The organism is Nonomuraea sp. NPDC005692 (genome assembly GCF_040631115.1).
Lineage (GTDB): Bacteria > Actinomycetota > Actinomycetes > Streptosporangiales > Streptosporangiaceae > Nonomuraea.
Window position 1 is genome coordinate 11,536 of the sequence record NZ_JBEXYU010000042.1, and the last position, 24,811, is coordinate 36,346.

At 70.8% G+C, this 24,811-nt stretch carries 28 protein-coding genes; 14 read left to right on the forward strand and 14 right to left on the reverse strand.

The features are described from left to right. Positions 1–15 precede the first annotated feature (15 nt). Genes ABZ459_RS46660 through ABZ459_RS46675 form a run of 4 tightly spaced genes read right to left on the reverse strand, consistent with a single transcriptional unit; the run spans position 16 to position 4,356 of the window. The gene (locus ABZ459_RS46660; RefSeq protein ID WP_357985817.1) at positions 16–1,581 is read right to left on the reverse strand and encodes an ABC transporter substrate-binding protein; all 1,566 of its coding nucleotides are present in this window, start codon (positions 1,579–1,581) and stop codon (positions 16–18) included. Further along, on the reverse strand, positions 1,578–2,438 hold the full coding sequence (locus tag ABZ459_RS46665; RefSeq protein WP_357985820.1) for a fumarylacetoacetate hydrolase family protein: 861 nt from the start codon (positions 2,436–2,438) through the stop codon (positions 1,578–1,580). Before ABZ459_RS46665 ends, ABZ459_RS46660 begins: the two co-directional genes overlap by 4 nt. Next, complete coding sequence (locus ABZ459_RS46670; RefSeq protein WP_357985823.1) at positions 2,435–3,358, reverse strand: Gfo/Idh/MocA family oxidoreductase; 924 nt, start codon at positions 3,356–3,358, stop codon at positions 2,435–2,437. Before ABZ459_RS46670 ends, ABZ459_RS46665 begins: the two co-directional genes overlap by 4 nt. Further along, positions 3,355–4,356, reverse strand: a complete 1,002-nt coding sequence (locus ABZ459_RS46675; RefSeq protein WP_357985826.1) for a Gfo/Idh/MocA family oxidoreductase — start codon at positions 4,354–4,356, stop codon at positions 3,355–3,357. The genes ABZ459_RS46670 and ABZ459_RS46675 overlap by 4 nt, the downstream gene beginning before the upstream one ends. A 141-nt stretch (positions 4,357–4,497) precedes the next feature. Here ABZ459_RS46675 and ABZ459_RS46680 point away from each other — a divergent pair, with 141 nt between their 5' ends. After that, complete coding sequence (locus ABZ459_RS46680) at positions 4,498–5,799, forward strand: aspartate aminotransferase family protein (RefSeq protein ID WP_357986004.1); 1,302 nt, start codon at positions 4,498–4,500, stop codon at positions 5,797–5,799. A 232-nt stretch (positions 5,800–6,031) separates the two neighbouring features. On the opposite strand, the gene ABZ459_RS46685 is transcribed toward ABZ459_RS46680, so the two are convergent. The 5 genes from ABZ459_RS46685 to ABZ459_RS46705 form a co-directional block, all read right to left on the reverse strand. Beyond that, entirely contained in the window at positions 6,032–7,336 is a 1,305-nt protein-coding gene (locus ABZ459_RS46685; protein ID WP_357985829.1) for an FAD-binding oxidoreductase, read from the reverse strand. Then, the gene (locus tag ABZ459_RS46690) at positions 7,333–7,704 is read right to left on the reverse strand and encodes a DoxX family protein (protein WP_357985832.1); all 372 of its coding nucleotides are present in this window, start codon (positions 7,702–7,704) and stop codon (positions 7,333–7,335) included. The genes ABZ459_RS46685 and ABZ459_RS46690 overlap by 4 nt, the downstream gene beginning before the upstream one ends. 30 nt (positions 7,705–7,734) lie before the next feature. Continuing rightward, positions 7,735–8,175, reverse strand: coding sequence for a nuclear transport factor 2 family protein (locus ABZ459_RS46695; protein ID WP_357985834.1), 441 nt, complete (start codon positions 8,173–8,175; stop codon positions 7,735–7,737). Between the two features lie 77 nt (positions 8,176–8,252). After that, the gene (locus ABZ459_RS46700) at positions 8,253–9,413 is read right to left on the reverse strand and encodes a sigma-70 family RNA polymerase sigma factor (RefSeq protein WP_357985837.1); all 1,161 of its coding nucleotides are present in this window, start codon (positions 9,411–9,413) and stop codon (positions 8,253–8,255) included. Beyond that, positions 9,413–9,751: a YciI family protein gene (locus ABZ459_RS46705; RefSeq protein WP_357985840.1), complete on the reverse strand. Its 339-nt coding sequence runs from the start codon at positions 9,749–9,751 to the stop codon at positions 9,413–9,415. Before ABZ459_RS46705 ends, ABZ459_RS46700 begins: the two co-directional genes overlap by 1 nt. A 534-nt stretch (positions 9,752–10,285) precedes the next feature. Between ABZ459_RS46705 and ABZ459_RS46710 the strand changes: the two genes are divergently transcribed. Next, positions 10,286–10,819: a DUF4158 domain-containing protein gene (locus ABZ459_RS46710; RefSeq protein WP_357985843.1), complete on the forward strand. Its 534-nt coding sequence runs from the start codon at positions 10,286–10,288 to the stop codon at positions 10,817–10,819. A gap of 28 nt (positions 10,820–10,847) precedes the next feature. On the opposite strand, the gene ABZ459_RS46715 is transcribed toward ABZ459_RS46710, so the two are convergent. Beyond that, positions 10,848–11,849, reverse strand: coding sequence for an NADP-dependent oxidoreductase (locus ABZ459_RS46715; RefSeq protein ID WP_357985846.1), 1,002 nt, complete (start codon positions 11,847–11,849; stop codon positions 10,848–10,850). A 99-nt stretch (positions 11,850–11,948) separates the two neighbouring features. Between ABZ459_RS46715 and ABZ459_RS46720 the strand changes: the two genes are divergently transcribed. Continuing rightward, positions 11,949–15,044 (forward strand): BTAD domain-containing putative transcriptional regulator, encoded by a 3,096-nt coding sequence (locus ABZ459_RS46720; RefSeq protein ID WP_357985849.1) that lies wholly within the window; start codon positions 11,949–11,951, stop codon positions 15,042–15,044. A 266-nt stretch (positions 15,045–15,310) separates the two neighbouring features. Here the strand turns inward: ABZ459_RS46720 and ABZ459_RS46725 are convergent, their stop codons facing one another. Continuing rightward, a complete protein-coding gene (locus tag ABZ459_RS46725) occupies positions 15,311–15,694 on the reverse strand; it encodes a hypothetical protein (protein WP_357985852.1) in 384 nt (127 codons plus the stop codon). Between ABZ459_RS46725 and ABZ459_RS46730 the strand changes: the two genes are divergently transcribed. After that, positions 15,684–16,010, forward strand: a complete 327-nt coding sequence (locus ABZ459_RS46730) for a zinc-binding dehydrogenase (RefSeq protein ID WP_357985855.1) — start codon at positions 15,684–15,686, stop codon at positions 16,008–16,010. The genes ABZ459_RS46725 and ABZ459_RS46730 overlap by 11 nt on opposite strands. A gap of 193 nt (positions 16,011–16,203) precedes the next feature. Here the strand turns inward: ABZ459_RS46730 and ABZ459_RS46735 are convergent, their stop codons facing one another. Then, complete coding sequence (locus ABZ459_RS46735) at positions 16,204–16,659, reverse strand: MarR family transcriptional regulator (protein ID WP_357985858.1); 456 nt, start codon at positions 16,657–16,659, stop codon at positions 16,204–16,206. A 366-nt stretch (positions 16,660–17,025) separates the two neighbouring features. Here ABZ459_RS46735 and ABZ459_RS46740 point away from each other — a divergent pair, with 366 nt between their 5' ends. The 3 genes from ABZ459_RS46740 (at position 17,026) to ABZ459_RS46750 (ending at position 18,707) form a co-directional block, all read left to right on the forward strand. After that, positions 17,026–17,475, forward strand: a complete 450-nt coding sequence (locus ABZ459_RS46740; protein WP_357985861.1) for an alpha/beta fold hydrolase — start codon at positions 17,026–17,028, stop codon at positions 17,473–17,475. Further along, positions 17,476–18,318 carry a DMT family transporter gene (locus ABZ459_RS46745; protein WP_357985864.1) on the forward strand — a complete coding sequence of 281 codons (843 nt, stop codon included), beginning with the start codon at positions 17,476–17,478 and terminating at the stop codon, positions 18,316–18,318. A 188-nt stretch (positions 18,319–18,506) separates the two neighbouring features. After that, positions 18,507–18,707: a hypothetical protein gene (locus ABZ459_RS46750; protein ID WP_357985867.1), complete on the forward strand. Its 201-nt coding sequence runs from the start codon at positions 18,507–18,509 to the stop codon at positions 18,705–18,707. A gap of 199 nt (positions 18,708–18,906) precedes the next feature. On the opposite strand, the gene ABZ459_RS46755 is transcribed toward ABZ459_RS46750, so the two are convergent. Then, positions 18,907–19,326 (reverse strand): tyrosine-type recombinase/integrase, encoded by a 420-nt coding sequence (locus ABZ459_RS46755; RefSeq protein WP_357985870.1) that lies wholly within the window; start codon positions 19,324–19,326, stop codon positions 18,907–18,909. Positions 19,327–19,538: 212 nt separating this feature from the next. Further along, positions 19,539–19,676, reverse strand: a complete 138-nt coding sequence (locus ABZ459_RS46760) for a hypothetical protein (RefSeq protein WP_357985873.1) — start codon at positions 19,674–19,676, stop codon at positions 19,539–19,541. 204 nt (positions 19,677–19,880) lie between these two features. Here ABZ459_RS46760 and ABZ459_RS46765 point away from each other — a divergent pair, with 204 nt between their 5' ends. The 7 genes from ABZ459_RS46765 (at position 19,881) to ABZ459_RS46795 (ending at position 24,653) form a co-directional block, all read left to right on the forward strand. Next, complete coding sequence (locus ABZ459_RS46765) at positions 19,881–20,216, forward strand: metalloregulator ArsR/SmtB family transcription factor (protein WP_357985876.1); 336 nt, start codon at positions 19,881–19,883, stop codon at positions 20,214–20,216. A gap of 9 nt (positions 20,217–20,225) precedes the next feature. Continuing rightward, positions 20,226–21,458 (forward strand): GNAT family N-acetyltransferase, encoded by a 1,233-nt coding sequence (locus tag ABZ459_RS46770; protein WP_357985879.1) that lies wholly within the window; start codon positions 20,226–20,228, stop codon positions 21,456–21,458. Positions 21,459–21,586: 128 nt separating this feature from the next. Continuing rightward, the gene (locus ABZ459_RS46775; protein ID WP_357985882.1) at positions 21,587–22,099 is read left to right on the forward strand and encodes a three-helix bundle dimerization domain-containing protein; all 513 of its coding nucleotides are present in this window, start codon (positions 21,587–21,589) and stop codon (positions 22,097–22,099) included. Positions 22,100–22,190: 91 nt separating this feature from the next. Then, complete coding sequence (locus ABZ459_RS46780) at positions 22,191–22,532, forward strand: metalloregulator ArsR/SmtB family transcription factor (RefSeq protein ID WP_357985885.1); 342 nt, start codon at positions 22,191–22,193, stop codon at positions 22,530–22,532. 12 nt (positions 22,533–22,544) lie between these two features. Continuing rightward, a complete protein-coding gene (gene arsB, locus ABZ459_RS46785) occupies positions 22,545–23,657 on the forward strand; it encodes an ACR3 family arsenite efflux transporter (RefSeq protein ID WP_357985888.1) in 1,113 nt (370 codons plus the stop codon). A 25-nt stretch (positions 23,658–23,682) separates the two neighbouring features. Continuing rightward, a complete protein-coding gene (locus tag ABZ459_RS46790) occupies positions 23,683–24,078 on the forward strand; it encodes an arsenate reductase ArsC (protein ID WP_357986007.1) in 396 nt (131 codons plus the stop codon). Positions 24,079–24,392: 314 nt separating this feature from the next. Further along, entirely contained in the window at positions 24,393–24,653 is a 261-nt protein-coding gene (locus ABZ459_RS46795) for a hypothetical protein (RefSeq protein ID WP_357985891.1), read from the forward strand. Positions 24,654–24,811: the final 158 nt, after the last annotated feature.

Genomic DNA, 24,811 nt, shown 5'->3' on the forward strand with positions numbered 1-24,811 from the left:
GGCTTGCGATCCCGTTCACCCCGCCAGGCTCCACTCGTCGGCGTTCCAGAAGCCCACCGTGAAGTCGCCGTTCGGCTTGAAGCCGCGCAGCCTCGTGCCGTAGGCCCAGATGACCTCGGGGTTGTAGAGCCAGACGTAGGCGGCCTGGTCGTTCTCCCGCTTGGCGGCCTGCTGGTAGAGGGCGGACCGTTCGGCCGGGTCGGTGACGGCGTCCGCGGCGCCGGTCAGGCGGTCGATCTCCTTGTCGCAGAAGTGCGGGATGTTGCCGCCCTTGGGGTAGAACGCGTCGCACCTGAGGATCGGGTTGCTGCTCGACGGATCGGCTGCGTACGTCCCGCCGCCGAAGAGGGCGAGGTCGTAGGTGAGCTTGTCGTAGGACTCCAGCAGCTCGGCGGCTTGCACCTGCTTGAGCTTGACGTCCATGCCCGCGGCGGTGAGGGCCCCCTGGATGACGGTGGCCGCGGCGTCGCGGTCGCGCTGCCCGGGGATCCAGGCCAGCGTCACCGGCTTGCTCGCGTCCCATCCGGCCTCGCCGAGCAGCTTCTTGGCCGCCGCGACGTCGTAGGGGTAGGCGTTGAGGCCGGCGGGCAGTGCCGGTTTGGCCACGTACGAGGAGTTCTGGACGCTGCCCTTGCCCGCGAGCAGCTTGTCCACCAGCGACTGCCGGTCGATGGCGTGCAGCATGGCCTGCCGCACCCGGGGGTCGGCGAAGCGTTTCTGCGTCTGGTTCACCGCGATCCTGAGGAAGCCGGGGCTCGGCTTGCTCGCCACCGTGACGCCGGGCAGGGACTGGACCGCCTGGAGGTCGGTCGGGGAGATCTGGGCCAGGTCCATCTCGCCGGTGCCGAGCTGCGCGGTCGCCACGTCGGACGTGACCGGCTTGAGGAAGATCTTGGGGATGCCGACGGGTTTGCGGTAGTTCGGGTTGGCGGCCAGCTCGACGTACTGGTCGGTCTTGTAGTCCACGAACGTGTACGGCCCGAGCCCCGCGGTCGGCCTGTTGAAGAAGGCGTCGCCCGCGACCGCGTCCACCGGGACCGTGCCGAGCACGTGCTCGGGCAGGATGAAGCCGAACGGTCCCGCGATCAGGGAGAGGAACCCCACGTTGGGCCTGGCCAGCGTGATCACGAAGGTGGAGTCGTCGGGCGCGCTGAAGGAGGCGCCCGCGAGCTTGCCCGCCATCGCGCTGCCGCTGCGCGCGTCGGCGAGCAGCTTGTAGGTGAACAGCACGTCCTTGGCGCCGAACGGCTTGCCGTCGCTCCACTTCAGGCCGGTGCGGAGGTGGAAGGTGAACGACTTGGCGTCTTTGGAGATCTCCCAGCGTTCCGCGAGGCGCGGTTCGTACTCGGCGGCGTCGTCGACGGTCAGCAGGTTGTCGTAGACGAGCTGCATGACCTGCTGGTCGGGGCCGGTCGGCGGATCGAGCGGGCTGAACCGCTTGGGCTTCTGGTACAGGTAGACGTTGAGCGCGCCCGCCGTGCCCGCGCCGCGGTCGCCGCCCGTCCTGGTGGGGTCGGAGCAGGCCGTCAGGGGCAGGAGCAGGGCGCCCGCGGCGATCAGCGCGAGCGGTCGTACGGTCATGGGGTCTCCCTCGCCGAGACGGAGTTGATCAGTGAACCCAGGCCGGTGATCGAGACGTGGATCTCGTCGCCGGCCGAGAGGAATTCCCCCGAGCTCGCGCCGACGCCCGCAGGAGTGCCGGTCATCAGCACGTCCCCCGGGTGCAGCGTCATGATGGTCGAGGCGAACGCGACGAGCTCGGCCACGCTGAAGATCATGTCCTTGGTCGAGCCGTGCTGCTTCACCACGCCGTTGACCCGCAGCCGGATGTCGAGCGCCTGCGGGTCGGGCACGTCCTCGCGGGTCACGAGATACGGGCCGAACGGGGCGAAACCGTCGAGCCACTTGCCGGCGAGCCAGTCGAAGAAGCCGACCGCCGGATCGTCGGTGTCGCGGTCGAAGCCGTAGGACATGGACCGCGCGGACACGTCGTTGGCGACGGTGTACCCGGCCACGGCCGAGAGCGCGTCCGCGACCGCCAGCCCCTTGGCGGTCGTGCCGATGACGACGCCCAGCTCCGCCTCCCAGTCCACCTGCTCGCTCACCGAGGGCAGCCGGATCGCCTCGCCGGGCGCGAGGACGGCGGTCGGCGGCATCAGGAACAGGCGTGGCGCGAGCCGGTTCTTGTCCAGCGCGGGCGCGCCCGCCTCGGCCACGTGCTCCTGGTAGTTCGCCGCCACGCCGATCAGCTTGGCCGGACGCGGGATCGGCGCGAGGACCCTGACGTCCTGGAGGAGATGCTCAGTGCCGCGCGGCGCGGCGGCCGGGCCGGCCAGCCAGACCGACAGGTCGCCGTCGCCGAACTCCTCGATCCGGTCCTCGCCGTGCAGGCGGCCGTGCCGTACGGCGCCGTCACGCAGATAGGTCAGCAGTCTCACGACGCCTCCTGATCGCCGACCGGCTCGGGCCGGCCGCTCTCCATGGACTTCCTGGCCGCCTCCACCAGCAGCAGCGCGGCGAGGCCGTCGGCGGGGCCGAGCTCGGCGGGGCGTCCGCCGGTGACCGCGGCGTGCAGCTCGCCGAGCATCCGGTGCACGGTGCCGTGCCCGGTCCACGCCGCACGCTCGCCCTTCTCGTCCCGTACGGTGACCCGCGGGCGGGTGGCGTCGGCCAGCAGCGTGCCGTGGGAGCCGCTGATCCGGTACCGGTGCAGGGACGGCCCGCGCACGCCCGCGATCGGCGCGGTCCGCCCGGCGACGACGGTGCTGGTCATCCCGCGCTCGTGCGTGAGGCAGAGGGTGACCAGGTTCTCCGGGCCGTCGGCGGGCCCGGACAGGGCGTACACCGTCGTCACCGGCAGGCCGGTGATGGCGTGGACGGCGTCGGTCGCGTACGGGGCGAAGTTGAGCAGTTCGCCGTACGGCCAGACGGGGCCGCCGCCCGCGACGAGGAAGTCCGCCTGGACGTTCCACGGCAACCCCACCCGGCCTGCCGCGACCGCGGTCCGCGCGCGGCGGACGGCCGGGTTGAAGCGCTGGTGGTAGGCGGGCAGGCAGACCAGGCCGGTCCCGGCGGCCACGGCCGCGATCTCCGCGCACTCCGCGGACGTCAGTGCGACCGGCTTGTCCACCAGCACGTGCTTGCCCGCCCGCAGCGCGGCGGCGACGACCTCGACCCGGCGCTCGAACGGCACGCAGACGCTCACGACGTCGACGTCCGGCCGGTCGAAGCCGTCCTCGGCGGCGCCGACGATCTCGAAGCCGGGATGGGCGGCGAACCCGGGGGAGTACATCTGCGACTGGTGGTCCTGGTGACCCACGCCCGCCGAGCCGGCGAGCAGCACTCCGAGAGTTCTCACGAGACCTCCACCGGCAGACCCGAGACCATCGACCGCTCGGCCGCGACGCCGAGCGCGACGGCGAGGGCGGCCTCCTCGCCGGACACCGGGGTCCGCGTGTCCCCCGCCGTGACGGCGTCGAGCCAGGCCCCGAGCTGGGCCGCGAAGCCGTCCGCCACGCCGGGGTCGAGGAGGTGCGTGCCCTTCTCGTCCCACAGCAGCGGGCTGTCGCCGTCCCACGCCATCGTGAGCAGGCCGCCCGTGCCCTGCACCACGACGTCCCGATGGGACAGCGTGGCGGGGCGGTGGGCGCGGCTCATCTCGCAGATCGCCACCGCGCCGTCGGCGTACTCGACCACCATCTCCAGGTAGTCGTGGACGTCGAGCTCGGTCGCGGTCCTGCGCTGTCCTCTGGCGTACACCGAGACGGGACGGCTGTCGATCCACCAGGTGACCAGGTCCAGCAGGTGCACGCCGTTGTGCAGGGCGTGGCCGCCGGACCTGACCGGGTCGATCACCCAGGTCCGCCAGTCGGGCCAGATCCACCCGCCGAGCAGCGCGAGCCGGACGAGCGTGGGCCGCCCGACGGCGCCCGCGGCGATCTCGTCGTGCACGGTCCGGGCGTAGTCGTAGAAGCGATGGGAATGGGCCACGGCCAGGACGAGGTCGCGCCGCGCGAACGCCGCGACGATCGCCTCCGCGCCCTCCGCCGTGGTGGCGAGCGGCTTCTCCAGCAGCAGATGCTTGCCCGCGGCCGCCACGCGCAGGGCCAGATCTTCGTGGGTGTCGTTGGGGGTACAGACGATGCAGGCGTCAACGTCCGGACGGGTCAGCGCCTCGGCGACGTCGGCCGTCCACGGGACGCCGCCGTTGCGGTGCGCGGCCGACCTCGCTCGATCGGCGCTCACGTCGGCGAAGCCCGCCAGCACGCACCTGGGATCGGCCGCCACCGCCGCGACGTGCAGGTCCGCGATCGCGCCCGCGCCGATGACCAGGACGCCCAGAGGACTCCTCGACATGGAATCTCTTTCCATGTGTGCATCCTTGAGGGCGCGTCTTCCCGCTGTCAAGAGGCTGGAGCATTGACGTGGCACGACGTTCCACGTACGTTCGCAGCAACCTGAAACGACTTTCCATGTGAGGGATGCACGGTGGACTCCATGAAGCCGGCCGGCCTGGCCCTGCACCAAGCCGCCCGCGCGGTACTCCCTGGAGGCGTGAACTCCGCGACGCGCTACGTCGGCTCGCCGTATGCCTTCGTGGCCGCGGAGGGCGCCCGCGTCACGGACGCCGACGGCACGCACTACCTCGACTACCACGCGGCGTTCGGCGCCGTGCTGCTCGGCCACAACGCGCCCGTCGTGAACGAGGCCGTCGCCCGCGCCCTGGGGGGCGTCGACCTGATGGGCATCGGGGTGACCCGGCCCGAGATCGAGCTGGCGGAACTCGTCACCGAGCTCATTCCCTCGGCGGAGACGACCATCTCCACGATGAGCGGGTCGGAGGCGACCGCCCAGGCCGTACGCCTGGCCCGCGCGGTGACCGGGCGTCCGCTGCTGGTCAAGTTCCAGGGCTGCTACCACGGCTGGCACGACTCCGTCGCCCGGAACGTGATCTCCCCGCCGGAACGGGCCTACGACAGGGACCCGCTGTCGGCCGGGCTGCTCGACGAGGCCGTGGACTCCACGCTCATCGCCGAGTTCAACGACCTCGACTCGGTCCGCGCCTGCTTCGACCGGCACCCCGAGCGGATCGCCGCGGTCATCCTGGAACCCGTCCCGCACAACGTCGGCGCGCTGCTGCCCACCCAGGAGTTCGTCGAAGGGCTGAGGGCGCTGACCACCGCCCACGGGTCCCTGCTCATCTTCGACGAGGTGATCACCGGGTTCCGGCACGCGCTCGGCGGCTACCAGCAGGTCTGCGGTGTCATGCCCGACCTGACCGCCTTCGGCAAGGCCATGGGCAACGGATATCCCGTGGCCGGCCTCGCGGGCAGGCGGGACCTGATGGCCCGCTACGAGAGTGACGTGCTGCTGGCCGGGACCTTCAACGGACACCCGGTCACCACGGCGGCGGCCGTGGCGACCATCAGCTACCTGCGCGACAACCCGGACTTCTACCAGCGGACCCACCGGCTCGGCGAGCGCATGCGCAGCGGCCTGTCGGACATCCTCGGCGAGCTCTCCACCCCCGCGACCGTCGCCGGGTTCGGCGGCGTCTTCGCCGTCTACTTCACCTCCGGACCGGTGCGGGGCTACCGCGACCTGCTCCGCAACGACGACGACGCCTACCGGGTCTTCCACCGCAGGATGACCGAGGCGGGATTCCTCATGCTCCCGATGGCGCTCAAGCGCAACCACATCTCCGGCGCGCACACCGAGGCCGACATCGACCTGACCCTGGAGGCCGCCCGCGACGTCCTGAAGTCCATGCACACCGAGGGCCTGCTGCCGGAGTCATGATCTCTCCCGGGAGCTGAGCGCGGCCTCGCCCGTCCGAGGGGGCGCGGCGACCTCAGGACGGCGAGACGGCGGGCCTCGCGGATCGCGGGCGGCAGCGGGAGAGGCCAGGGTGGGGCCGTCCGAACGCGCCGCCCCAGCCGCGGGACGAACCAGTGACGAACCAGACCTTGCTCATGACGTCATTTCCACTCTTCGGTAGTCGGTGGTGATGTTCCGCGCTGTGCGTCAGGGCTTACAGCGGACGGATGTTGTGGTTGCGGGAGAACAGGTTGCCGGGGTCGTAGTGCCGCTTCACCGCCGCGAGCCGCTGATAGGTGTACGGCGGATAGATCGCAGCGACGTCCTCCTCGGTGGCGGTGGCGGTGGCGAGGAAGTTGGCGTAGGCGCCGCTGACATGAGGCATGAGGTCGGCCCAGATCGCCGCCAGCGCGGGGCGGGTGGCCTCGATGATCTGCGGCGGGCCGATGGTGGTGGTCACGAACATCAGCTCCGCCTGGCGGTGGGCGTAGGCGGTGGCGTCGCCGGGAAGACGGGACACCGCGCCTCCCACGCTGCGGACGGAGATCTTCGGCGCGGACCCCGATGCCGCGGCCTCGGCCAGGATCCGGAGGACCTCTGGCACCGGCGCGGCGTCGACGAACGCGCTGCGGGTGAACAACTGGATGCCGAGCGGTGGGGGCGCGAAGTCCACGAGCACGTCCGCGTACGGCTTGAGCTCGACATCGTCGCCGCTCACCGAACCGAGCCGGCGGATCGGGTCGAGGGCCTGGGCGGCGAGCCCGGGGTCATCGCCGTCGAAGGCGACCTGGATCTCGACGGGTGCGTCCGCCCCGCCGGCGAAGGGGTTGGCGAAGTCCACGATGGAGGTCAGCTCATCGGGCGCGGTGCGCAGGTGGTCGGCCCAGCCCTGGAGTACGGTGGCCGCCTCGGAGCCGGGGAAAGCGATCTTGCCGAAGTGGACGTCAGTCGTGGGGTGCGCGGCGAATTCGAAGGCGGTCACGATCCCGAAATTGCCGCCTCCGCCGCGAAGCGCCCAGAACAGCTCCGGGTTCTCCGTGGCACTGGCCCGCACCAGCTCGCCGCCGGCGGTGACCATCTCCGCGGCGACCACGTTGTCCAGGGCCAGGCCGTACTTCCTCACCTTCCACCCGATGCCGCCGGTCAACGTCAGCCCGCCGACGCCCACGCTCCTGGTGTCGCCCGCGGAGATCGCCAGGCCGTGCGGAGCCAGTGCGGCCGCGACCTGGCCCCAGGTGGCGCCGCCGCCGATCCGTACCAGATGGTGTTCCTTGTCGATGACCTCCACGCTCGCGAGCTTGCCGAGGTCGAGCACGACGCCGCCGTCGTTGGTGGCGAAACCCGCGAAGGCGTGGCCGCCGCCTCGTACGGACAGGACGAGCCCCGTGCCGGCGGCGAGCTCGACCGCAGCCTGCACGTCCGCGACGCTCTCGGGCCGCAGGATCATGGCTGGACTTCCCGCGACCAGCATCGAGCGGCTGGCCGCCTCGTAGCCTTCCGTGCCCGGCGCGATGATCACCAGCCGTAGGGGCCGAATCGAGCCCAGGCCACGAACGCGGCCAGCAGGAACAACACGGCCGTGACCGCGATGGCCCTGGTGTCCTTGTGGCGGGCGTGCATGGCCCCCGCCAGAGCCATCAGGATCGCCAGTCCTGTCGCGGCGATCGGCGTCAGGATCGGCGCGATCCCGGTGGCGGCGGGGAGGATCAGGCCGAGCGCGCCGAGCAGTTCCGGCACCGCGATGAGCCGTACCGCCGCCTGAGGGACGTTTTCCATCCACGGGTATTTTGCGGTCAGCTTGTCTCTTGGCTGGGTGGCCTTCTCCAGGCCGGACATGGCGAACATGGCGGCCAGCAGGACCTGGAGAATCCAGAGGAGGATGTTCATCGAGGGTTGTCTCCCGTTGTCGTGCCGCGCTCAGGGCTCGAGGTCGGTCATGCCTTTGCCGCTGCGGACGTCGAGCGGCACCGAGACCTGGTCGTGCGTGATCCACCAGGTGCCGTCGATCTTTTGGAAGCCGTAGGAGACCCGCACCCACATGCCGCTGGTGGCCGGGCCGCCCTGCAACGTGCCGCTGAGCCGGCCGAAGGCGTGCCCGAAGGCCACCTCATCGCCCACGGTGAGCTTCAGATCGCGGATCTCGTAGTTCACCCTCTCGAAGAGCGTGAACACCTTCGCCCAGTTCTTGAGCTTCGCCTCGATCCCCACGTCCTGGAGAGGCGACTCGATGTCGAAGGACACGATGTCCGTGGCGTACGCCTGCTTCAGATCCTCAAGATCCTTGGCGCGGAGCCCATCGATGATCTTGTCGATCCGTCCGCGGATCTCGGCCTCGTCTGTCTCGCGCTGCGTTGGCATCGCTACCCCTTTGCGGGTTCGAGTTCGTCACTTTCATCCAGGCGACGAACGAGGACCCGGCGGGGGGACAACCCGGTTCAAATATTTTCGAGCCGCCGAGTGAGGAATCGGCGCTCGGGCATCGAGGTGGCCATCTGCAGCGCCCGGCCGTAGGCCGCTCTGGCCTCTTCCCTGCGGCCGAGACGCCGCAGCAGCTCGGCGCGGGTGGAGTGGAAGTAGAGGTAGTCGTGCAGGTCAAGGCCATCGACGACGCTCAGTGCGGCGACGGGGTCACCGGCCTGGGCGAGCGCCGCCGCACGATTCAGCTCGACCACGGGCGAACCGGTGAGCTGCATCAGACGCCCGTACAGCTCCGCGACCTGGCGCCAAGGGATGCGCTCGTGTGTCTGCAGGGAAGCGATCACGGCCTGGACGACGTAAGCGCCCCGCCCGCCGAGAGTGAGCGCCTGGTCGAGCACCGCGCGTCCCTCGTCGATCTGACCCATGTCCCAGAGCGAGCGGTCCTGGTCGTCGAGCAGGACGAGGTCGTCGCCGGAGAACCGGGCCTGCCGTCGGGCGTGGTGGATCAGCATCAGCGCGAGCAGCCCGTGTGCCTCGGGTTCGTTCGGCAGGAGCCCGATGAGCAGTCGTCCCAGGCGGAGGGCCTCGGCGCCCAGGTCGACGCGGCCGCTGTAGCCCTCGTTGTAGATCAGGTAGATGACGGTCAGCACCGCGTCGAGGCGCTCGGGAAGCTGACGGGCATCGGGTACCGCGAACGGCATCGCGGCCGCCTGGATCTTACTCTTGGCTCGGGACAAGCGGCGTTTCATGGCCTCCTCGGAGACCATGAATGCCCTGGCGATCTCGGCGGTCTGCAGGCCTCCAAGGGCACGCAGGGTGAGCGCCACCTGCCCTTCCAGCGGTAGCGCCGGATGACAGCACATGTAGATCAGCTCGAGCCGCTCGTCCTTGATCACGCTTTCGTCGAGCTCGTCCATGACGGCCTCAGGCACCGGCAACAGGGGGATCTTCGCTGCCAGGGTCCGCTCACGGCGGATCCGGTCGATCGCCCGGTTGCGGGCCGTGGTCACCAACCACGCCCCCGGATTGGGCGGCATGCCAGAGGCGGGCCAGCGTTCCGCCGCGATCGCGAACGCCTCCTGCGCGGCTTCCTCGGCCCTGTCGAAATCCCCGAGAGAGCCGACCAGTGAGGCCAGCACCCGGCCCCACTCATCCCGGAAGACGGCGTCGAGCGGCATCAGGGCTGTACCAGCGGCCTGACCTCGACCACCGCGCCGAACCGGACAGCCGGAATGCGCGCCGCCAGGTCGAGCGCCTCCTCCAGGTCGGCCGCCTCGATCAGGCAGAGGCCGCCGAGCACCTCCTTGGTGTCGGCGAAGGGGCCGTCGGTCGTCAACGTCCGGCCGCCGGCCACCCGCATGGTGGTCGCCGTCTCGGCGGGCTGCAGTCGCGCGCCGGTGACGTAGCGGGCGTCGCCGGCCAGCGCGAAGTACTCCGCGTAGGCCTCCTCGCGTTCCGCGTCGGTCAACGCCTCGTGAAAGCCCGGCTTGGTGTAGATCAAGAGGGCGTACTGCATCGCGGCCTCCGGGGGTTATGGGCTCCTACGTACGCTGTCGGAATGTCCCATACTTTTAGGACACCCTGAACAGTAATGCATGGCTCTGCGCGGCTTTTCCGGGGCGAGAACCTGCGGACACCCGATACCGCTGGACCTACCGCGCTCGGTGGCATCCGTCGTTGTCGGGGGTTACCAAGCGCACTTGCTGGTCAGCCGTGGGCAGGTCGGTCAGGGTAGCTTCAGCATGCCGAGGCAGTCAGTGGAGGCCAGGCGCCCGAGGCTCCCGGGGGCGAGCACAGGCTCAACGACCTTGGGTGCCGTGTTGGGTCGGACCGGGGCGCCCTGCCGTGATTACTCCCGGTGGGTTTCCCCGGCCCGCCCGCCGCACCCGGCGTGCGTGTATCCACGCACCGGGCGCTCCACATGCCTTGCCTGCTGGTCAGCCGCCTGAGCGGTTGCCGGTGTCGGAGCCCATGGAGTCGCGATGTTGCCACCGCGGTAGCGATGGCGCTTCACCGAGACAGTGGATGTGCCGGTGAAGGCGATTCCCTGGTGAGCGACTCTCCAGCCGACGTCGCAGAAGCGACGCCTGAACTCCGGCATCCCCATGCGGGCTTTGCCCGCATGCTTCCGGCGGATCCAGCGCATCAACCGGGCCCAGTTGTGGGCGTCGATCGCTGCGAAGGTCTGGTCGATCACTGGACCGTGCTCAGCGACGAGGCCGACCTGGTCAACGCCAAGCACGAGAACACGCGGCTGCCGTTCGCGTTGCTGCTGAAGTACTACACCCAGCACGGGCGTCTCCCTCGTGGCCGCAGCGACTTCCCTGACGAGGTGGTCACCCACGTCGCGCGCCAGACCAAGACGTCACCCGGCAGCGTGGGCCTGTATGACTGGTCAGGCCGGACGATTGAGCGTCATCGCGGTGAGATCCGCGACCATCTCGGTTTCCGTGAGTGCTCGGTTGCTGACGCGTCTGTGCGGGCCTGGCCAGGCAGGCGCTCGGCCGGCTGCGTGACCGGCCGAGCGGGGCCGGAGTCCCGCCCGGCGTGGCGGACTCGCTCTCTTCCGTGCAGGCGACGATGACAACGGACACCTTCTGGCGTGAGGTGTCTCAGAGCCTCACCAGCATCTTGCCGACGTTGCCGCCGCGCATCATGTCCAGAAAGGCGGAGGGCGCCCGCTCGATGCCCTCGGCCACGGTCACCTCGGTGTGCAAGGAGCCGTCGGCCAGCCAACCGGCCGCCTTCGCGATCCATTCCGGAAACAGGTGGAAGTAGGAGTTGATCAGCATGCCGCGCAGGGTGGCGTCCTTGGCGGCCAGGGTGAACAGGTTGCTCGGGCCGGGGACCGGCTCGGTGGCGTTGTAGGAGCTGATCGCGCCCACCATCGCGATCCTGCCGCCGTGACGCAGTGCGTCGATGGCCGCCACCAGGTGGTCGCCGCCGACGTGGTCGACATAGACGTCGATGCCGTCGGGGGCGACCTCGGCCAGTTGCTCGGCGACCGAACCGGCACGGTGGTCGATCGCGGCGTCGTAACCGAAGTCCTGCACGAGCTTGTTCGTCTTCAGCGTCCCGCCCGCGGAACCGATCACGCGGGAGGCCCCGAGCTTGCGGGCGAGTTGCCCGGCGACGCTGCCCACCGCGCCGGCCGCCGCCGAGACGAGAACCACATCCCCCTCCCGCACGGGGGCCACGTGGGCCAGGGCCGCGTAGGCGGTCAGCCCGGTGGTGCCCATCACGCCGAGCCATGCCTCGGCGGGGGCCAAGGTGAGGTCGGCGACGGTCGCGGCCGCGGCGTCCACCGCGGCGTACTCGCGCCAGCCCATGAAGTGCACGACGGTCGCGCCCACCGGGATGTCGTCCGAGCGCGAGGCCACGACCTCGCCGATCGCCGAGCCGTCCAGGGGTTCGCCGAGTTGGAACGGCGGCAGGTAGGACTCGGCGTCGTGCATCCGCTCGCGCATGTAGGGATCGACCGACATCAGGATGTTGCGGACCAGGACCTGCCCATCCGTCAGCTCCGGCAGCGCGGCGGTGACCAGCTTGAAGTCCTCTGGGCGCGGCTCGCCGAAGGGGCGGGCGGCCAGGTGGATCTCACGGTTGACGGTCATGGAGGTACTCCTCACTCGTGGTGCTCTCTGCTTCGGGCTCCACTCTGGAGGGGGTCGCGCACGATCGGCTGGGGGTTCGCTGCGGGGTACTGTGACCAGGTGCGATTCGGTGTGCTCGGCCCCCTTCGCGTATGGACCGACGACGGACGGCCCGTGCGTATCCCCGAGGTGAAGGTCCGGGCCCTGCTCGCCGACCTGCTGGCTCACCAGGGACGTCCGGTGTCGGCCGACCGCCTGGCCGAGGACCTGTGGGGCGACAGCCCGCCGGGCAACCCCGCCAACACGTTGCAGACCAAGGTGTCCCAGTTGCGCCGCGCCCTGGAACTGGGCGAGCCGGGAGGGCGCGAGCTGGTGACCTTCCAGGCGCGGGGCTACGTCCTGCGCGCCGTCGACGTGGACGCCGCTCGTTTCGGCGCGCTGCTCGAACGGGCCCGCGCCGCCACCGATCCGCGGGCGAAGGCGGCCCTGCTGGGGGATGCGCTGAGCCTGTGGCGCGGTCCCGCCTTCTCCGACTTCGGTGACGAGGAGTTCGTCCGTGCCGCTGCCACCCGGCTGGAGGAGCAGCGCCTGACCGCGATGGAGGAGTGGGCGGAGGTACGGCTGGAGCTGGGCGAGCACAGCCTGCTGACCGACGAGGTGGGCGAGCTGGTGGCCGCCCACCCGCTGCGCGAACGCCTGCGCGCCGCCCACCTTCTCGCGCTCTACCGGTCGGGACGGCAGGCAGAGGCGCTGGCCGGGTACGACGACCTGCGGCACCGGCTGGCCGACGAGCTGGGCTTGGACCCCGGCCCCGAAGTGGCGGCCCTGCACCAGGCGATGCTGCGCCAGGATCCTTCGCTCGCGCCGGCGCGCCCGCGTACGAACCTCCCCGCCCCCCTGACCGGGCTGATCGGCCGCGAGCAGGCCATGGCCGAGGTCGGCGCCCTGCTCGGTTCGGCGCGCCTGGTCACGCTGACCGGTCCGGGCGGTGTCGGCAAGACCAGACTCGCCCTGGCGGTCGCCGACCTCGCCATCGGCGCCTTTCCCGACGGGGTGTGGCTGGTCGAGCTGGCGGGCACCTCGGGCGAGAGGGCGTCCGTGGCCGAGGTGGTGGCCGCCGAACTGGACGTCCGCGACGACACGGCGACCGGTTCGCGTCCCGGGGTGCGCCCGACCGGTCTGGCGCGCCGGCTCGCCGATGCCTTGCGCGGCCGGCGGCTGCTGCTGGTGCTGGACAACTGCGAGCACGTGATCGAACCGGTCGCCGAGCTGGTGGACCTGCTCCTGCGGACCGCCCCGGACCTGCGCGTGCTGACCACGAGCCAGGAGCCGCTGGCGCTCCCCGGGGAGACGCTGTACGTGATACCGCCGCTCGAACTTCCGGTGCCCAGAGCGGATCCGGCGCGGGCCGCCTCGGTGCGGCTGTTCGTGGCCCGTGCCGCGGCCACGGCGCCCGGGTTCGTGCTGGACGAGGTCAGCGCACCCGCGGTGGCGGCGATCTGCAGGAGGCTGGACGGCCTGCCGCTGGCGCTGGAACTCGCCGCCGCCCGGGTACGGGCCTTGGGCGTCCGCGGCGTCGCCGACCGGCTGGACGACCGCTTCCACCTGCTCACAGTCTCGGGCCGGGGACGGCCCGCCCGCCAGCAGACCCTGCGCGCGATGATCGACTGGAGCTGGGAGCAGCTCACCGAGCAACAGCGGCTGATCATGCTGCGGCTGGCCGTCCACCCGGCAGGCTCCACGCTGGAGGCGGCTGAGGTGGTGTGCGCGGGCTCCGGACTGGACCCTGGACTGGACGTCGCCGACCTGGTGGACCAGCTGGTGGCCAGGTCGATGGTCGAGTCCTCCGACGGGATCCGCTACCGGCTGCTGGAGTCGATCGCCGCCTACTGCCTCGAACGGCTCAGCGACGACGACCCGGTCTTCCAGCGCCGCGACCTTTACTACACCGAGCTGGCCGAACGGGCCAGGCCGCACCTTCACGGTCCCGCTCAGCGCCAATGGCTGGACCGCCTGGACGCCGAGGCGCCCAACCTGCGGGCCACGCTCGAGCACACCACCGACCCCGCGCTGGCGCTACGCATGGTCGACGCCCTGGCGTGGTACTGGTACCTGCGCGGCAGACACCGCGAGGGCCGTGCCTTCATCGCCGCGGCCATGGCGCTGCCCGGCGCGCAGTGCCCCAGGACGGCTGCGTGGGAGGCCGGGTTCGCGATGCTGACCGGCGACGGCACCGACCTGCTGCTGCGCAGCCGTGCCGCGGCGCAGGCGCTGGACGCCCGCGACGCGCGGTCACGCTGGTTCCTGGCACTGGCGCATCTGAGCTTCGGGGACGCCGCCACCGCCGAGGGGCTGCTGACGGAGGCGCTGGCCGGGTTTCGCGCCGCGGGCGACCGCTGGGGCGAGGCGGCGGCGCTGGCGGGCCGCGCCAAGCAAGCGATGTTCCAGGGGGACCACGCCCTCGCCGAGCGGTCAGGCACCCAGAGTCTGGCGATCTTCGGGGAACTCGGCGACGGCTGGGGGCAGCTGCAGGCGTCCGACATGCTCGGCTATCTCGCCGAGGTAACCGGCGACTATGAGCGGGCGGCCGGCCTGCACCACGAGGGCCTGCGCATCGCCGAGGACCTGAGGCTGTGGACCGACGCGTCCTACCGGCTGTCCAGCCTCGGACGGCTCGCCCTGCTGACCGGGGACCTGGACGGGTCCCGGGAGCTGCACGAGCGGGGGATGCGTCTGGCAATCGAGCAGTCCAACGACTTCGCCGAGGAGTTCGCCCGGGTCGGTCTCGGCCTCGTGGCCCGCCGCGCCGGCGACCTCGACACCGCGGAGCGGCTCTTCCAGCAGTCGCTGGCCTGGAACCGCCGCCTGGAAGCCGACTACGGCGTGCCCTTCTACGGCCTGACGCTCCTGCTGGCCGAACTCGGCTTCATCGCCGAACAGCGCGGCGCCCCTGCCACGGCCAGGTCGTTGCACCTGGAGGGCCTCGCCACGGCTCGCGAAGTCGGCGATCCTCGCGCCATCGCGCTGGCACAGGAGGGGTTGGCCGGGGTCGCGGCGGCTGAGGGCGCCTACGAGGAGGCGGCGGTTCTGCTGGATGAGGCGGCCGCGCTCAGGGAGTCGGTGGGCGCGCCCCTGCCGGCCGCGGAACGCGGCGACGTCGACCGGATCGCCGCCGCCGTCCGAGCGGCGCTGGGAGGGACGGCGACCATGCGCTGACCCCAGCCGATCGTGCGCGCGTCGCGTCAGGGTTGTACCCGTAACGCACTCATGGAGGAGTAACGATGCGAGCCCTGACCTTCAACCCGGACCTCTCCTTCGAGGTCGTGCCCGACCCGGTGCCCACGCCCTCACAGGCGCTGGTCCAGGTCGCGGCATTCTCGCTCAACTTCGGCGAGATCGCTTTCAGAAGCGCGGACATCCGGCCTGGGTACGTCCCGGGCTGGGACGCCGCCGGAGTGGTCGTCCAGGCCGCTGCCGACGGCTCAGGTCCTGCCGTCGGTGCCCGCGTGGTCACTTTTGGCTGGTCGGGGGCCTGGGCGGAGCTGCGCGCCGTGGACACCACCGAGCTGGCCGTCGTTCCCGAGGCCGTCGACCTGGGGCAGGCGAGCGCACTGCCGGTCGCCGGGGTCACGGCGCTGCAGGCGGTCGGTCGGCTCGGCCCGGTGGCGGGCCGCCGCGTCCTGGTCACCGGGGCGTCCGGCGGCGTCGGCCGCTTCGCCGTACAGCTCGCCGCCCGTGCTGGAGCCCGTGTCGTCGCCTCCGTCGGCAGCCCCGCCCGCGCTCAGGGCCTGCGTGAACTGGGCGCCGCGGAGGTCGTGATCGGCCCGGAGAACCTCCGAGGGCCGCGTGTACGGCGTGCTGGACAACGTGGGCGGGAGGCAGCTCGCGCAGGCGTTCTACCGGCTGGAGGACGACGGCGTGGCGATGGCCATCGGACGGGCGGCCCGCGAGAGCACGATCATCGACTTCGAGCTGGCGGGCACGCGATCGGCGCGAGGGAGGATCGAGAACTTCAACGTGAGCACGCCGTTCGGCGACGACCTTGCCCGCCTGGTCGAACTGCTGGCGACGGGCGAACTGGTCGCGCAGGTCGGCTGGCGCGGACCATGGAACACGGCGATGGAAGCCGCCGATGCCCTGCTCGCTCGCCGCGTCGCCGGAAAAGCGGTCCTCGACGTCTGACCTGTCGAGTAGCGCTGGGCGATCGGTCCCTGCAATCCCGTGTCCAGATCTTGCCGCCTTCGAGCCGCGCCGTCCTGGCGGAGTTCGTGCTGGCTCGTGCGTCGGCAGGGTGCCGGTCAGGTGCCGGGTGAGGTGTCCCGGCTCGCCAAGACTCAGCCCCGGCCCGCCGAGCTCGCGCGCGCATGACGACCATTCACCGTAGGGCTGCGACGGCGTGTGCGATGCCGGTCAGGGCGTTGAGCTGCTGGGCTGACAGCAGGCTGGTGAAGTGACGCTCGATCGAGGCCAGGTGGGCAGGGGTGGCCCGATCGTAGGTCTGCCGCCCGGCCTCGGTCAGGACGACGTCGTCGCCGCGGCCGTCCAGCTCGCAGGCCTCGCGGGCGATCAGGCCGCGCTGCTGCATGCGGCCGAGCTGACGCGACAGGCGGCTGTGGTCCCAGTGCATGTAGGCGGCCAGGCCGATCACCCTCACGCAGGTCTTCTCGCTCGCCAACCTCGCCACTGCGGCAAGCACCTCGTAGTCGGGCATCGATAGGCCCGAGTTCTGCTCCAGATCACGGGCGATCGCGCCGTCCACGAGTAGGTGGAGTCGACGGTAGGCGGCCCAGGCGTCGAGGGCGGCTCCGCGGTGCCTCGGTGCGTCGGTCATGACGGCAGTGTACGAAACATTGGTGACATGTAACGGACTTTGCTGCTAGCTTCTCCGTTACATGTAACGGAGATTGTCGAAGGTGGCAGATGATGCAGATCATCAAGGTCAACGAAATCGAGCTGGCCGTCGAGACCTCCGGTTCCCCCGCCGATCCCGCGATCCTGCTGATCCACGGCGGCGGCCACTCCCTGCTCAACTGGGATGAGGAGTTCGTGACGAGGCTGGCGGCCGCAGGCCGCTACGTCATCCGGTACGACAGCCGGGACGCGGGCCGGTCGACCGGCTCACCAGCCGGGGCTCCCGCCCACAACTTGCGCGACCACGCCTGGCGGCCCCGGGCGCGAGCACGACGATCTACCGCAGATGTCGACCGAACTGCAGGAGCTGTTCGCGACCGAGCAGGCCGAGCCCGACTGGTCGGACCGCGATGCGGTCATCGCCTACCTCGTCGAGGCCGAACGGCCCTTCGCGGCCCACGCGCGGCCCTTCGATGAGGAGGCCATGAGGCGGCTGGCCGAACGCGTCGCTGACCGCACCATCGACATCGCCGCGCAGCTGACCAACCCGTTCCTGCTGGACGCCGGCGAGCCGTGGCGGCACCGGCTCGGCCTGATCGAGGCCCCGACGCTTGTCCTACACGGCACCGAAGACCCGTTCGTCCCCCTCGGCCACGGCCGCGCCCTGGCGGCGGAGATCCCCGGCGCCCACCTCATCGCCATGGAACAGACCGGCCACGAGGTCTTCCCGCCCCACCTGTGGGACCTGCTCATCCCGGCGATCCTCGACCACACCGCCGGCAACCGAGGGGCCTGAATGCTCGCGATCGTCCTCGCCCTCGGCGCCAGCCTCGTCTGGGGAGCCTCCGACTTCCTCGGCGGGCTCAGGAGCCGGGCCCTCCCAGTGCTGTCAGTGTTGCTGATCTCCCAATCCACCGCGCTCGTCCTGCTCGCGCTCATGGCGGCCGCCCGAGGGACCGGCCCGCCGGACGCCTCGTCCCTCGGACACGCCGCCGTCGCAGGACTGGGCGAGCTCGCGGGCATCGCCGCCCTCTACCGCGGGCTGGCGGTCGGCAAGATGTCCATCGTCGCGCCCGTCGCGGCCACCGCACCGGCCCTCCCGCTCCTGATCGGGCTGGCGGCCGGACAGATCCCCGGCCCGCTCCAGTTCACCGGCCTGGCTCTGGCCATGATGGGCCTGGTGGTCACCTCCTACCGATCGGGCGCGGACACGGGCCCCGGCCCCCGGACGATGCCGAGCATCCTGTACGGCTTGCTGGCGGCACTCGGCTTCGGGATCTTCTTCTTCACCATGCACGACGCCGGCGAGAGCGACGTCGGCTGGGCCCTGCTGATCGCCCGCCTCACCGCCGTGCTCGCCCTGACCTCCGTCATCACCCTCAAGCGCCACCGCGTGCGCGTCCCTCGGGCCGACCTGCCACTCCTCGCCCTGATCGGCGCCCTCATCATTGTGGCCGACTTCCTCTACACCACCGCCTCGACGCTGGGCCTGATGAGCATCGCCGCCGTCCTCGGCTCGCTGCACACCATCGTGACCATCGCCCTGGCCCGGATCGTGTTGAAAGAGCGTCTCGAACGCGCCCAGCAGATCGGCATCGCGGTATCCCTCATCGGAGTCCTGGCCATCTCTGCGAGCTGACCGCCCATCCAGCACCGGCCGCAGCGTCGTTCGTCCGCTGCGCCATCCCTCGATCGGGGCACCACGACCGGCGACCTGCTGCCTACGTTGCGCACCGAGGCCAACTCCTCCCCTGAGAAACGCGATCAGGCCACGGTCTGCTGCTCGACGGATCGCTCGGCGACGACCCGCTGCAGGCCGAGCCGGCGGTGCTGTCTGGCGCGCTGGTCGGCTACGCCCGCATCTCCACCGCCGGCCAGCTCCTGGACAGCCAGATGGCCGCCCTCGCCACGGCGGGCTGCATCCGCTCCTACCCGTACATCCGGCCGCAGCTCGACGACGACGGCGGCCTGCTGCTGTGGACCTCGGAGAGCCCGGACTACGACGGCGTGTACGCCTGGCGGTACTAACCTTGTCCGCGGCGCTCAGGCGGAGACCTCCTGCCGCAGCCGGGCGAGCCCGGGGCCGGCCAGGTGGTCCAGCGCCGCGTAGCGGCCGGTGAGCAGCAGGAGCAGCGCGAAGAAGATCGGCCTTCGAGGAGGCTGAGTGCAGGAATTAGCGGTAGCGACCTGTGACCTCTTCGCTTGTTGGCGATCCGTGATTTGGTGATCAGTGGGTGCGACGCCGGGGCGCGAGGACCTCGGTGGCCTTGGCGATGGCCTCAGCCCCGGGTTTGACGTAGCGCATGGCGGTGCGGGGGTTCTTGTGCCGGGTCTTGCCCATGATGAGCTGCAGCGGTACTTCGGCCTCGCCGAGGTGGGTCGCGGCGGAGTGGCGCAGCTGGTGGAGGTCGAGCCCGGCGTACTTCTCGAACAGGACGCGGGCGCGGTCGTAGCCGAGGCGGGCGCGCCCGGTGTGCGGGCACATGTCGGCGTCCGCCGGGCGGCGAGCGGGCACGGGGCGGCGTTCCGACAGGAACAGCGGGCCGCGTGTACGCGCGCTGCCGTCCGGGAGCCGGAGCAGCCGGGGCAGCAGGTGAGCGGTGCCGCCCTTGGAGCGGACGGGAGCGCGGCGGTGCTCCAGATCCAAGTCCTCGATGTTGAGCGCCAGGATCTCCGCGGCCCGTGCCGCGGCTCATACAGCATCCGCCACAGGGTCTTCTCCCGCAGGGGGATGTCGCGGCGGGACAGCAGCCGGTGGATGGTGGTCTTGGCGACGGCGCGGGTCTCGTCGGCGGTCTCCTTGCGGCGTTCGGCCTCAGCCGGGACCGACGGTGCCGCCCAGTGCTTCTTGGTCTGGCATCAGGTGAGCCAGGAGGTGACGGCGGCGCGGTGGGTGTCGGGGTTGGCGGTGCGCGCTGTGGCGAGGAAGGCGTCGGCGGCCGCGGCGAGGGTGACGTGCTCGCCGCGCAGGGCGGTGATCTTCGGCGCGGGGCTCATGTCGGCCGCCGCGTGCCGTCGGAGGCGATGTACCGGATAACGTGCCGGAGTCGCGCACTGTCCCGGCGGAGGCATCTCCTGCTCGCCGTGTCGCCATGATCGCTCATGTACGTGATAACAGACCATTATCACGTACATACGATCTCCCCCGAAGAGAAGTAGGGGCTTCCGCATGAGCTATTAATCTAATATCGTCGATTAACGATGAATGTGAATTCGGGGCCCCTGCCGCGCGCGGAGGCCGAGGAGTACGCGAGCTGGTTCAAGGCCCTGGCCGACGCCACCCGCATCCAGATCGTGTCGCTGCTGGCGCGGCGGCGCGCGCCGATGAGCGTGGGCGAGATCGTGGCCGCGTCCGGGGTGGGTCAGTCCACCGTCTCGCACCACTTGAAGATCCTGGCCGAGGTGCGGTTCGTTCTGGTCGAGCGGCAGGGCACGTCAGGCCTGTACCGGATCAACGAGAACTGCGTGAGCTGCTTCCCCACCGCCGCGGACGTGGTGATGGGCAACCCCGTGCCGGCCGCGCCGGTCTGCGAGTGAGGAGATCTCATGGCCCATGACGAGATCGTCGACCACTACTCCGCCCTGGCCCGCGCCGCGCTCACCGGGCAGCGCATCGCCGACTGCGACCCCGGCGCGTTCACCGACGGCGGCTTCGGCCCGGCCGGCTATGGCGACGACGCCGCCGCGCTCCCCGACGGGGCGCTCCGGGCCAGCCTGGGCTGCGGCAACCCGGTCGCCATCGCCGAACTGCGTGCCGGCGAGACGGTGCTCGACCTCGGCTCCGGAGGCGGCATCGACGTGCTGCTGTCAGCCCGCCGGGTCGGCCCGCACGGCACCGTCTTCGGCCTGGATGCCAGCCCTGCCATGGTGGAACTGGCCCAGCGCAACGCCGAACAGGCGGATGTCGCCAACGTGCAGTTCCTGCACGGCACGATCGAGGCGATCCCGCTGCCCGGCCACGCGGTCGACGTGGTCGTCTCCAACTGTGTGATCAATCTGTCCGACGACAAGGCGGCGGTGCTCGCCGAGGCGTTCCGGGTGCTGCGACCGGGCGGCAGGTTCGGCGTCAGCGACGTCGTCACCGCGCACGTCCTGGACGAGCAGGCGCGGCAGCGGGCCGAGCAGCGCATCGGCTGCGCCGCCGGATCGCTCACCATGCAGGAGTACCGGGATCTGCTGAGCGCGGCCGGCTTCGTCCAGATCGCCATCACGCTGACCGCCGATCACGGCGACGGGGTGCACTCGGCCATCGTCCAGGCCGTCAAGCCCGCCATCGGGCCCGGTCTGGAGATCCGGCCAATGCGCGAGAGCGACGCCCCCGAGGTGCTGGCCATCTACCAGGCCGGGCTGGACACCGGCCAGGCCGGCTTCGAGACCACCGTGCCCAGCTGGGAGGGATTCGCCGCGAGCCGGCTGCCGCACCTGCGATACGTGGCGGTGGATACCGACTCCGGCGAGGTGCTCGGCTGGGTGGCCGCCACGGCGGTCTCGTCCCGGCCGGTGTATGCGGGCGTGGTCGAGCACAGCGTCTACGTCCACCCCGGCTGCCAGGCCCACGGCATCGGCCGCGCGCTTCTGGCGGCGTTCATCGCCGCCGCCGAGGACGCCGGCGTCTGGACGATCCAGTCCGGCGTCTTCGCCGAGAACGCCGCCAGCCTGAGCCTGCACCAGGCACTCGGTTTCCGCGTCGTGGGCAGCCGCGAGCGCGTCGGCCGCCACCACGGCGTCTGGCGCGACGTGCTGCTGGTCGAACGCCGCAGCGCAGTGGTCGGCGCCTGAGAGCCCGCAAGGGCTCGCAAGGACTCGCTGTTGGCCCGGCGTTCACCCTCGCGACATCGACAGCTGCCAATATCGATGAACATCGAAATCGACAGCTGTCGATATGAGCGACGTCGCCGGAGCCCTCCATGGACAGCACCTACCGTCACGCCGATCTGACCGTCGATCAGCAGCACGCCCTGCTCACCGCAGCTCGCACCCTCGCCGAGGAGTTCGCCGGTACCTTCGGCACCGAGACCATCGAGCGGTTCCTGCACACCAGCTACGACCAGTTCGCCGGCCGGGCCGTCATCGCCGACTACCTGCCACTGCTGGCCGAGCGGTTCGCCCGCCAGCGGCTGCGCGCGCCGGCCCGCGTCGAGGGCAAGGACGACGCCGGCGTGGAGGTGATGCACGAGCGCGGCATCGACATCACCGGTGAGTTCCCCAAGCCGTGGACGAGCGAGATCGTCCAGGCCGCCGACGTGGTGGTCACCATGGGCTGTGGCGACGCCTGCCCGGTCTACCCTGGCCAGCGCTACCTGGACTGGGACCTGGACGACCCCGACGGCAAGGCGGTCGAGCAGATCCGCCCCATCCGCGACGACATCGAGCGCCGGGTCCGCACCCTGCTGGCCGACCTGGAGATCCCCACCCTCTGATGCCCGCCGTCCCCGCGTGCGGAGCACGCATCGGCAGATGTCAATATAGACAGATACCTATTTCGATGAACGTCTATATGGAAGGGCAGTGATGGAACTGCTGGAGATCCTGGAGTGCAGCCCGCCGCTCATGCGCGAGCCGCTGGACGCCGAGCAGGCGGCCGGGGTGGCGCGGGTGTTCAAGGCGCTGGGCGACCCGGTGCGGCTGCGCATCCTGTCGATCGTGGCCAGCCGGGCGGGCGGCGAGGTGTGCGTGTGCGACATCACCGGCGCGTTCGAGCTGTCCCAGCCGACCATCAGCCACCACCTGAAGGTGCTCAAGGAGGTCGGGCTGCTGACCTCGGAGCGGCGTGCCTCCTGGGTGTACTACCGGCTGGTTCCCGAGACGCTGGGCGAGCTGTCGGCCCTGCTCGACGTGCCCGCCACCGTCTGAGGAGCAAGCCTGGTGTCCTCTTCCTCTTCCCCGACGTCGGCGCCGTCGGCCCCCGCGCCTGCGCAGGGCGTCATCGCCGGTCTGTCCGCGCTCGACCGGTTCCTGCCGGTGTGGATCATCGCGGCGATGGCCGCCGGGCTGCTGCTCGGACGGCTCGTCCCGGGGCTGAACACCGCGCTGGAAGCGGTGAAGGTCGGCGAGATCTCGCTGCCGATCGCGCTCGGGCTGTTGCTGATGATGTACCCGGTGCTGGCCAAGGTCCGCTACGACCGGCTCGGCGCCGTCACCGGCGACCGCCGCCTGCTGCTGTCCTCGCTGGTGCTGAACTGGGTGCTCGGCCCGGCCGTCATGTTCGCGCTGGCCTGGACCTTCCTGCCCGACCTGCCCGAGTACCGCACCGGCCTGATCATCGTCGGGCTGGCCCGGTGCATCGCCATGGTGCTCATCTGGAACGACCTGGCCTGCGGCGACCGCGAGGCCGCCGCCGTCCTGGTGGCGTTCAACTCGGTCTTCCAGGTGGTCGCGTTCGGCGCGCTGGGCTGGTTCTACCTGCAGGTGCTGCCCGGCTGGCTCGGCCTGTCGCAGTCCGCGCTGGAGGTCTCGGCCTGGGACATCGCCCGGTACGTGCTCATCTTCCTCGGCATCCCGCTGGCCGCTGGCTACCTGTCCCGGCAGCTCGGCGAACGCGCCCGCGGCCGGGACTGGTACGAAAGCCGCTTCCTGCCACGGGTCGGCCCGCTGGCCCTGTACGGGCTGCTGTTCACCATCGTCATCCTGTTCGCCCTGCAGGGCGACACGATCACCTCCCAGCCCGGCGATGTCGCGCGCATCGCGCTGCCGCTACTGGCCTACTTCGCGCTCATGTGGGGCGGGTCGTTCCTGGCCGGCAAGCTGATCGGCCTGGGCTACGAACGCTCAACCACACTGGCCTTCACCGCCGCCGGCAACAACTTCGAGCTGGCCATCGCCGTCGCGGTCGGCGTCTTCGGCGTCACGTCCGGCCAGGCCCTGGCGGGCGTGGTCGGCCCGCTCATCGAGGTTCCCGTTCTGGTCGCCCTGGTCTACGTCAGCCTGGCCGGCCGCCGCCTGTTCCACCCCACCGCCGAGGAGCCCGCCCGTGCCTGAAAGCACCCCCGAGACCATCACCGGTATGCCGTCAGTCCTGTTCGTGTGCGTGCACAACGCCGGACGCTCCCAGATGGCCGCCGGCTGGCTCACCCACCTGGCCGCCAGCCGGGTCGAGGTCCGTTCTGCCGGGTCCGCGCCCGCCGACCAGGTCAACCCGGTCGCGGTCGAGGCCATGCGTGAGGTCGGCATCGACATCACCGGCGAGCAGCCCAAGGTGCTCACCATCGACGCGGTCGAGGCCTCCGACGCCGTGATCACCATGGGCTGCGGCGACGCCTGCCCCGTCTTCCCCGGCAAGCGGTATGAGGACTGGAAGCTCGACGACCCGGCCGGACAGGGCATCGACGCCGTCCGAGTCGTCCGTGACGACATCCGCCTACGAGTGGAGAAGCTGCTCAGCGAGTTGCTGCCAAGCTGAGCAGCTGCGATGAACGACGGTGGTGGCCTGCCGGCCACACGAGGCGTGAGAGGCGATATGGGGGCTGCTCGCCGACGGCCTGATCTACCTGGACCCCGAACGCCAACCGGCCAGTGACAACTGGCGGTGGAAACCGTCCGAGCGAGGCCGCAGGGCGGTCGAGAGCGGGCCGTCGATGAGGACACCGCCTACACCCACCTGGAACTGGCCGCCCGCTACCTGGGCAAGATGACCGCCCTGGCTGAGCACTGGGGCGTGCGGCCGATCTGCTCACCTTTCCCACCGGGTCCGGCGAGCGCGTCGGCATCTCGCCCATGTCCTTCAGCACTGCGCTGGCCGTTCCCGGCATGGAACAGTTCCAGCTCGTCCAGACCGCACCCACCGTCCTGCGGGTACGCCTGCGAGCCGCCGGCGGCGCCGACGCGGACCGCGTCTGGCAGGCCGCCCACGACCGGGCCGTCCATCTGCTCACCGAGCACAAGGCCGGTCACGTGACGATCGAGCGCGCCGAGGAGCCACCGGAGCAGTCGGCCGGAGGGAAGTACCGCAAGATCATCCCGCTGCCGCAGCCCTGACGGGCGCCGGACTCTCCGCCGCAACGGCCGGACAACCGCCGGCGAACGGCCGCAGGCGCTCGCGGCGTCGGGGATCGACTCATGACGGCGGGCAGTTTCGTGCTCTTCGGGCCCGAGGTGCGGCTCAGGCTGCAGACAGACAACCAGGGCCAAGTGTC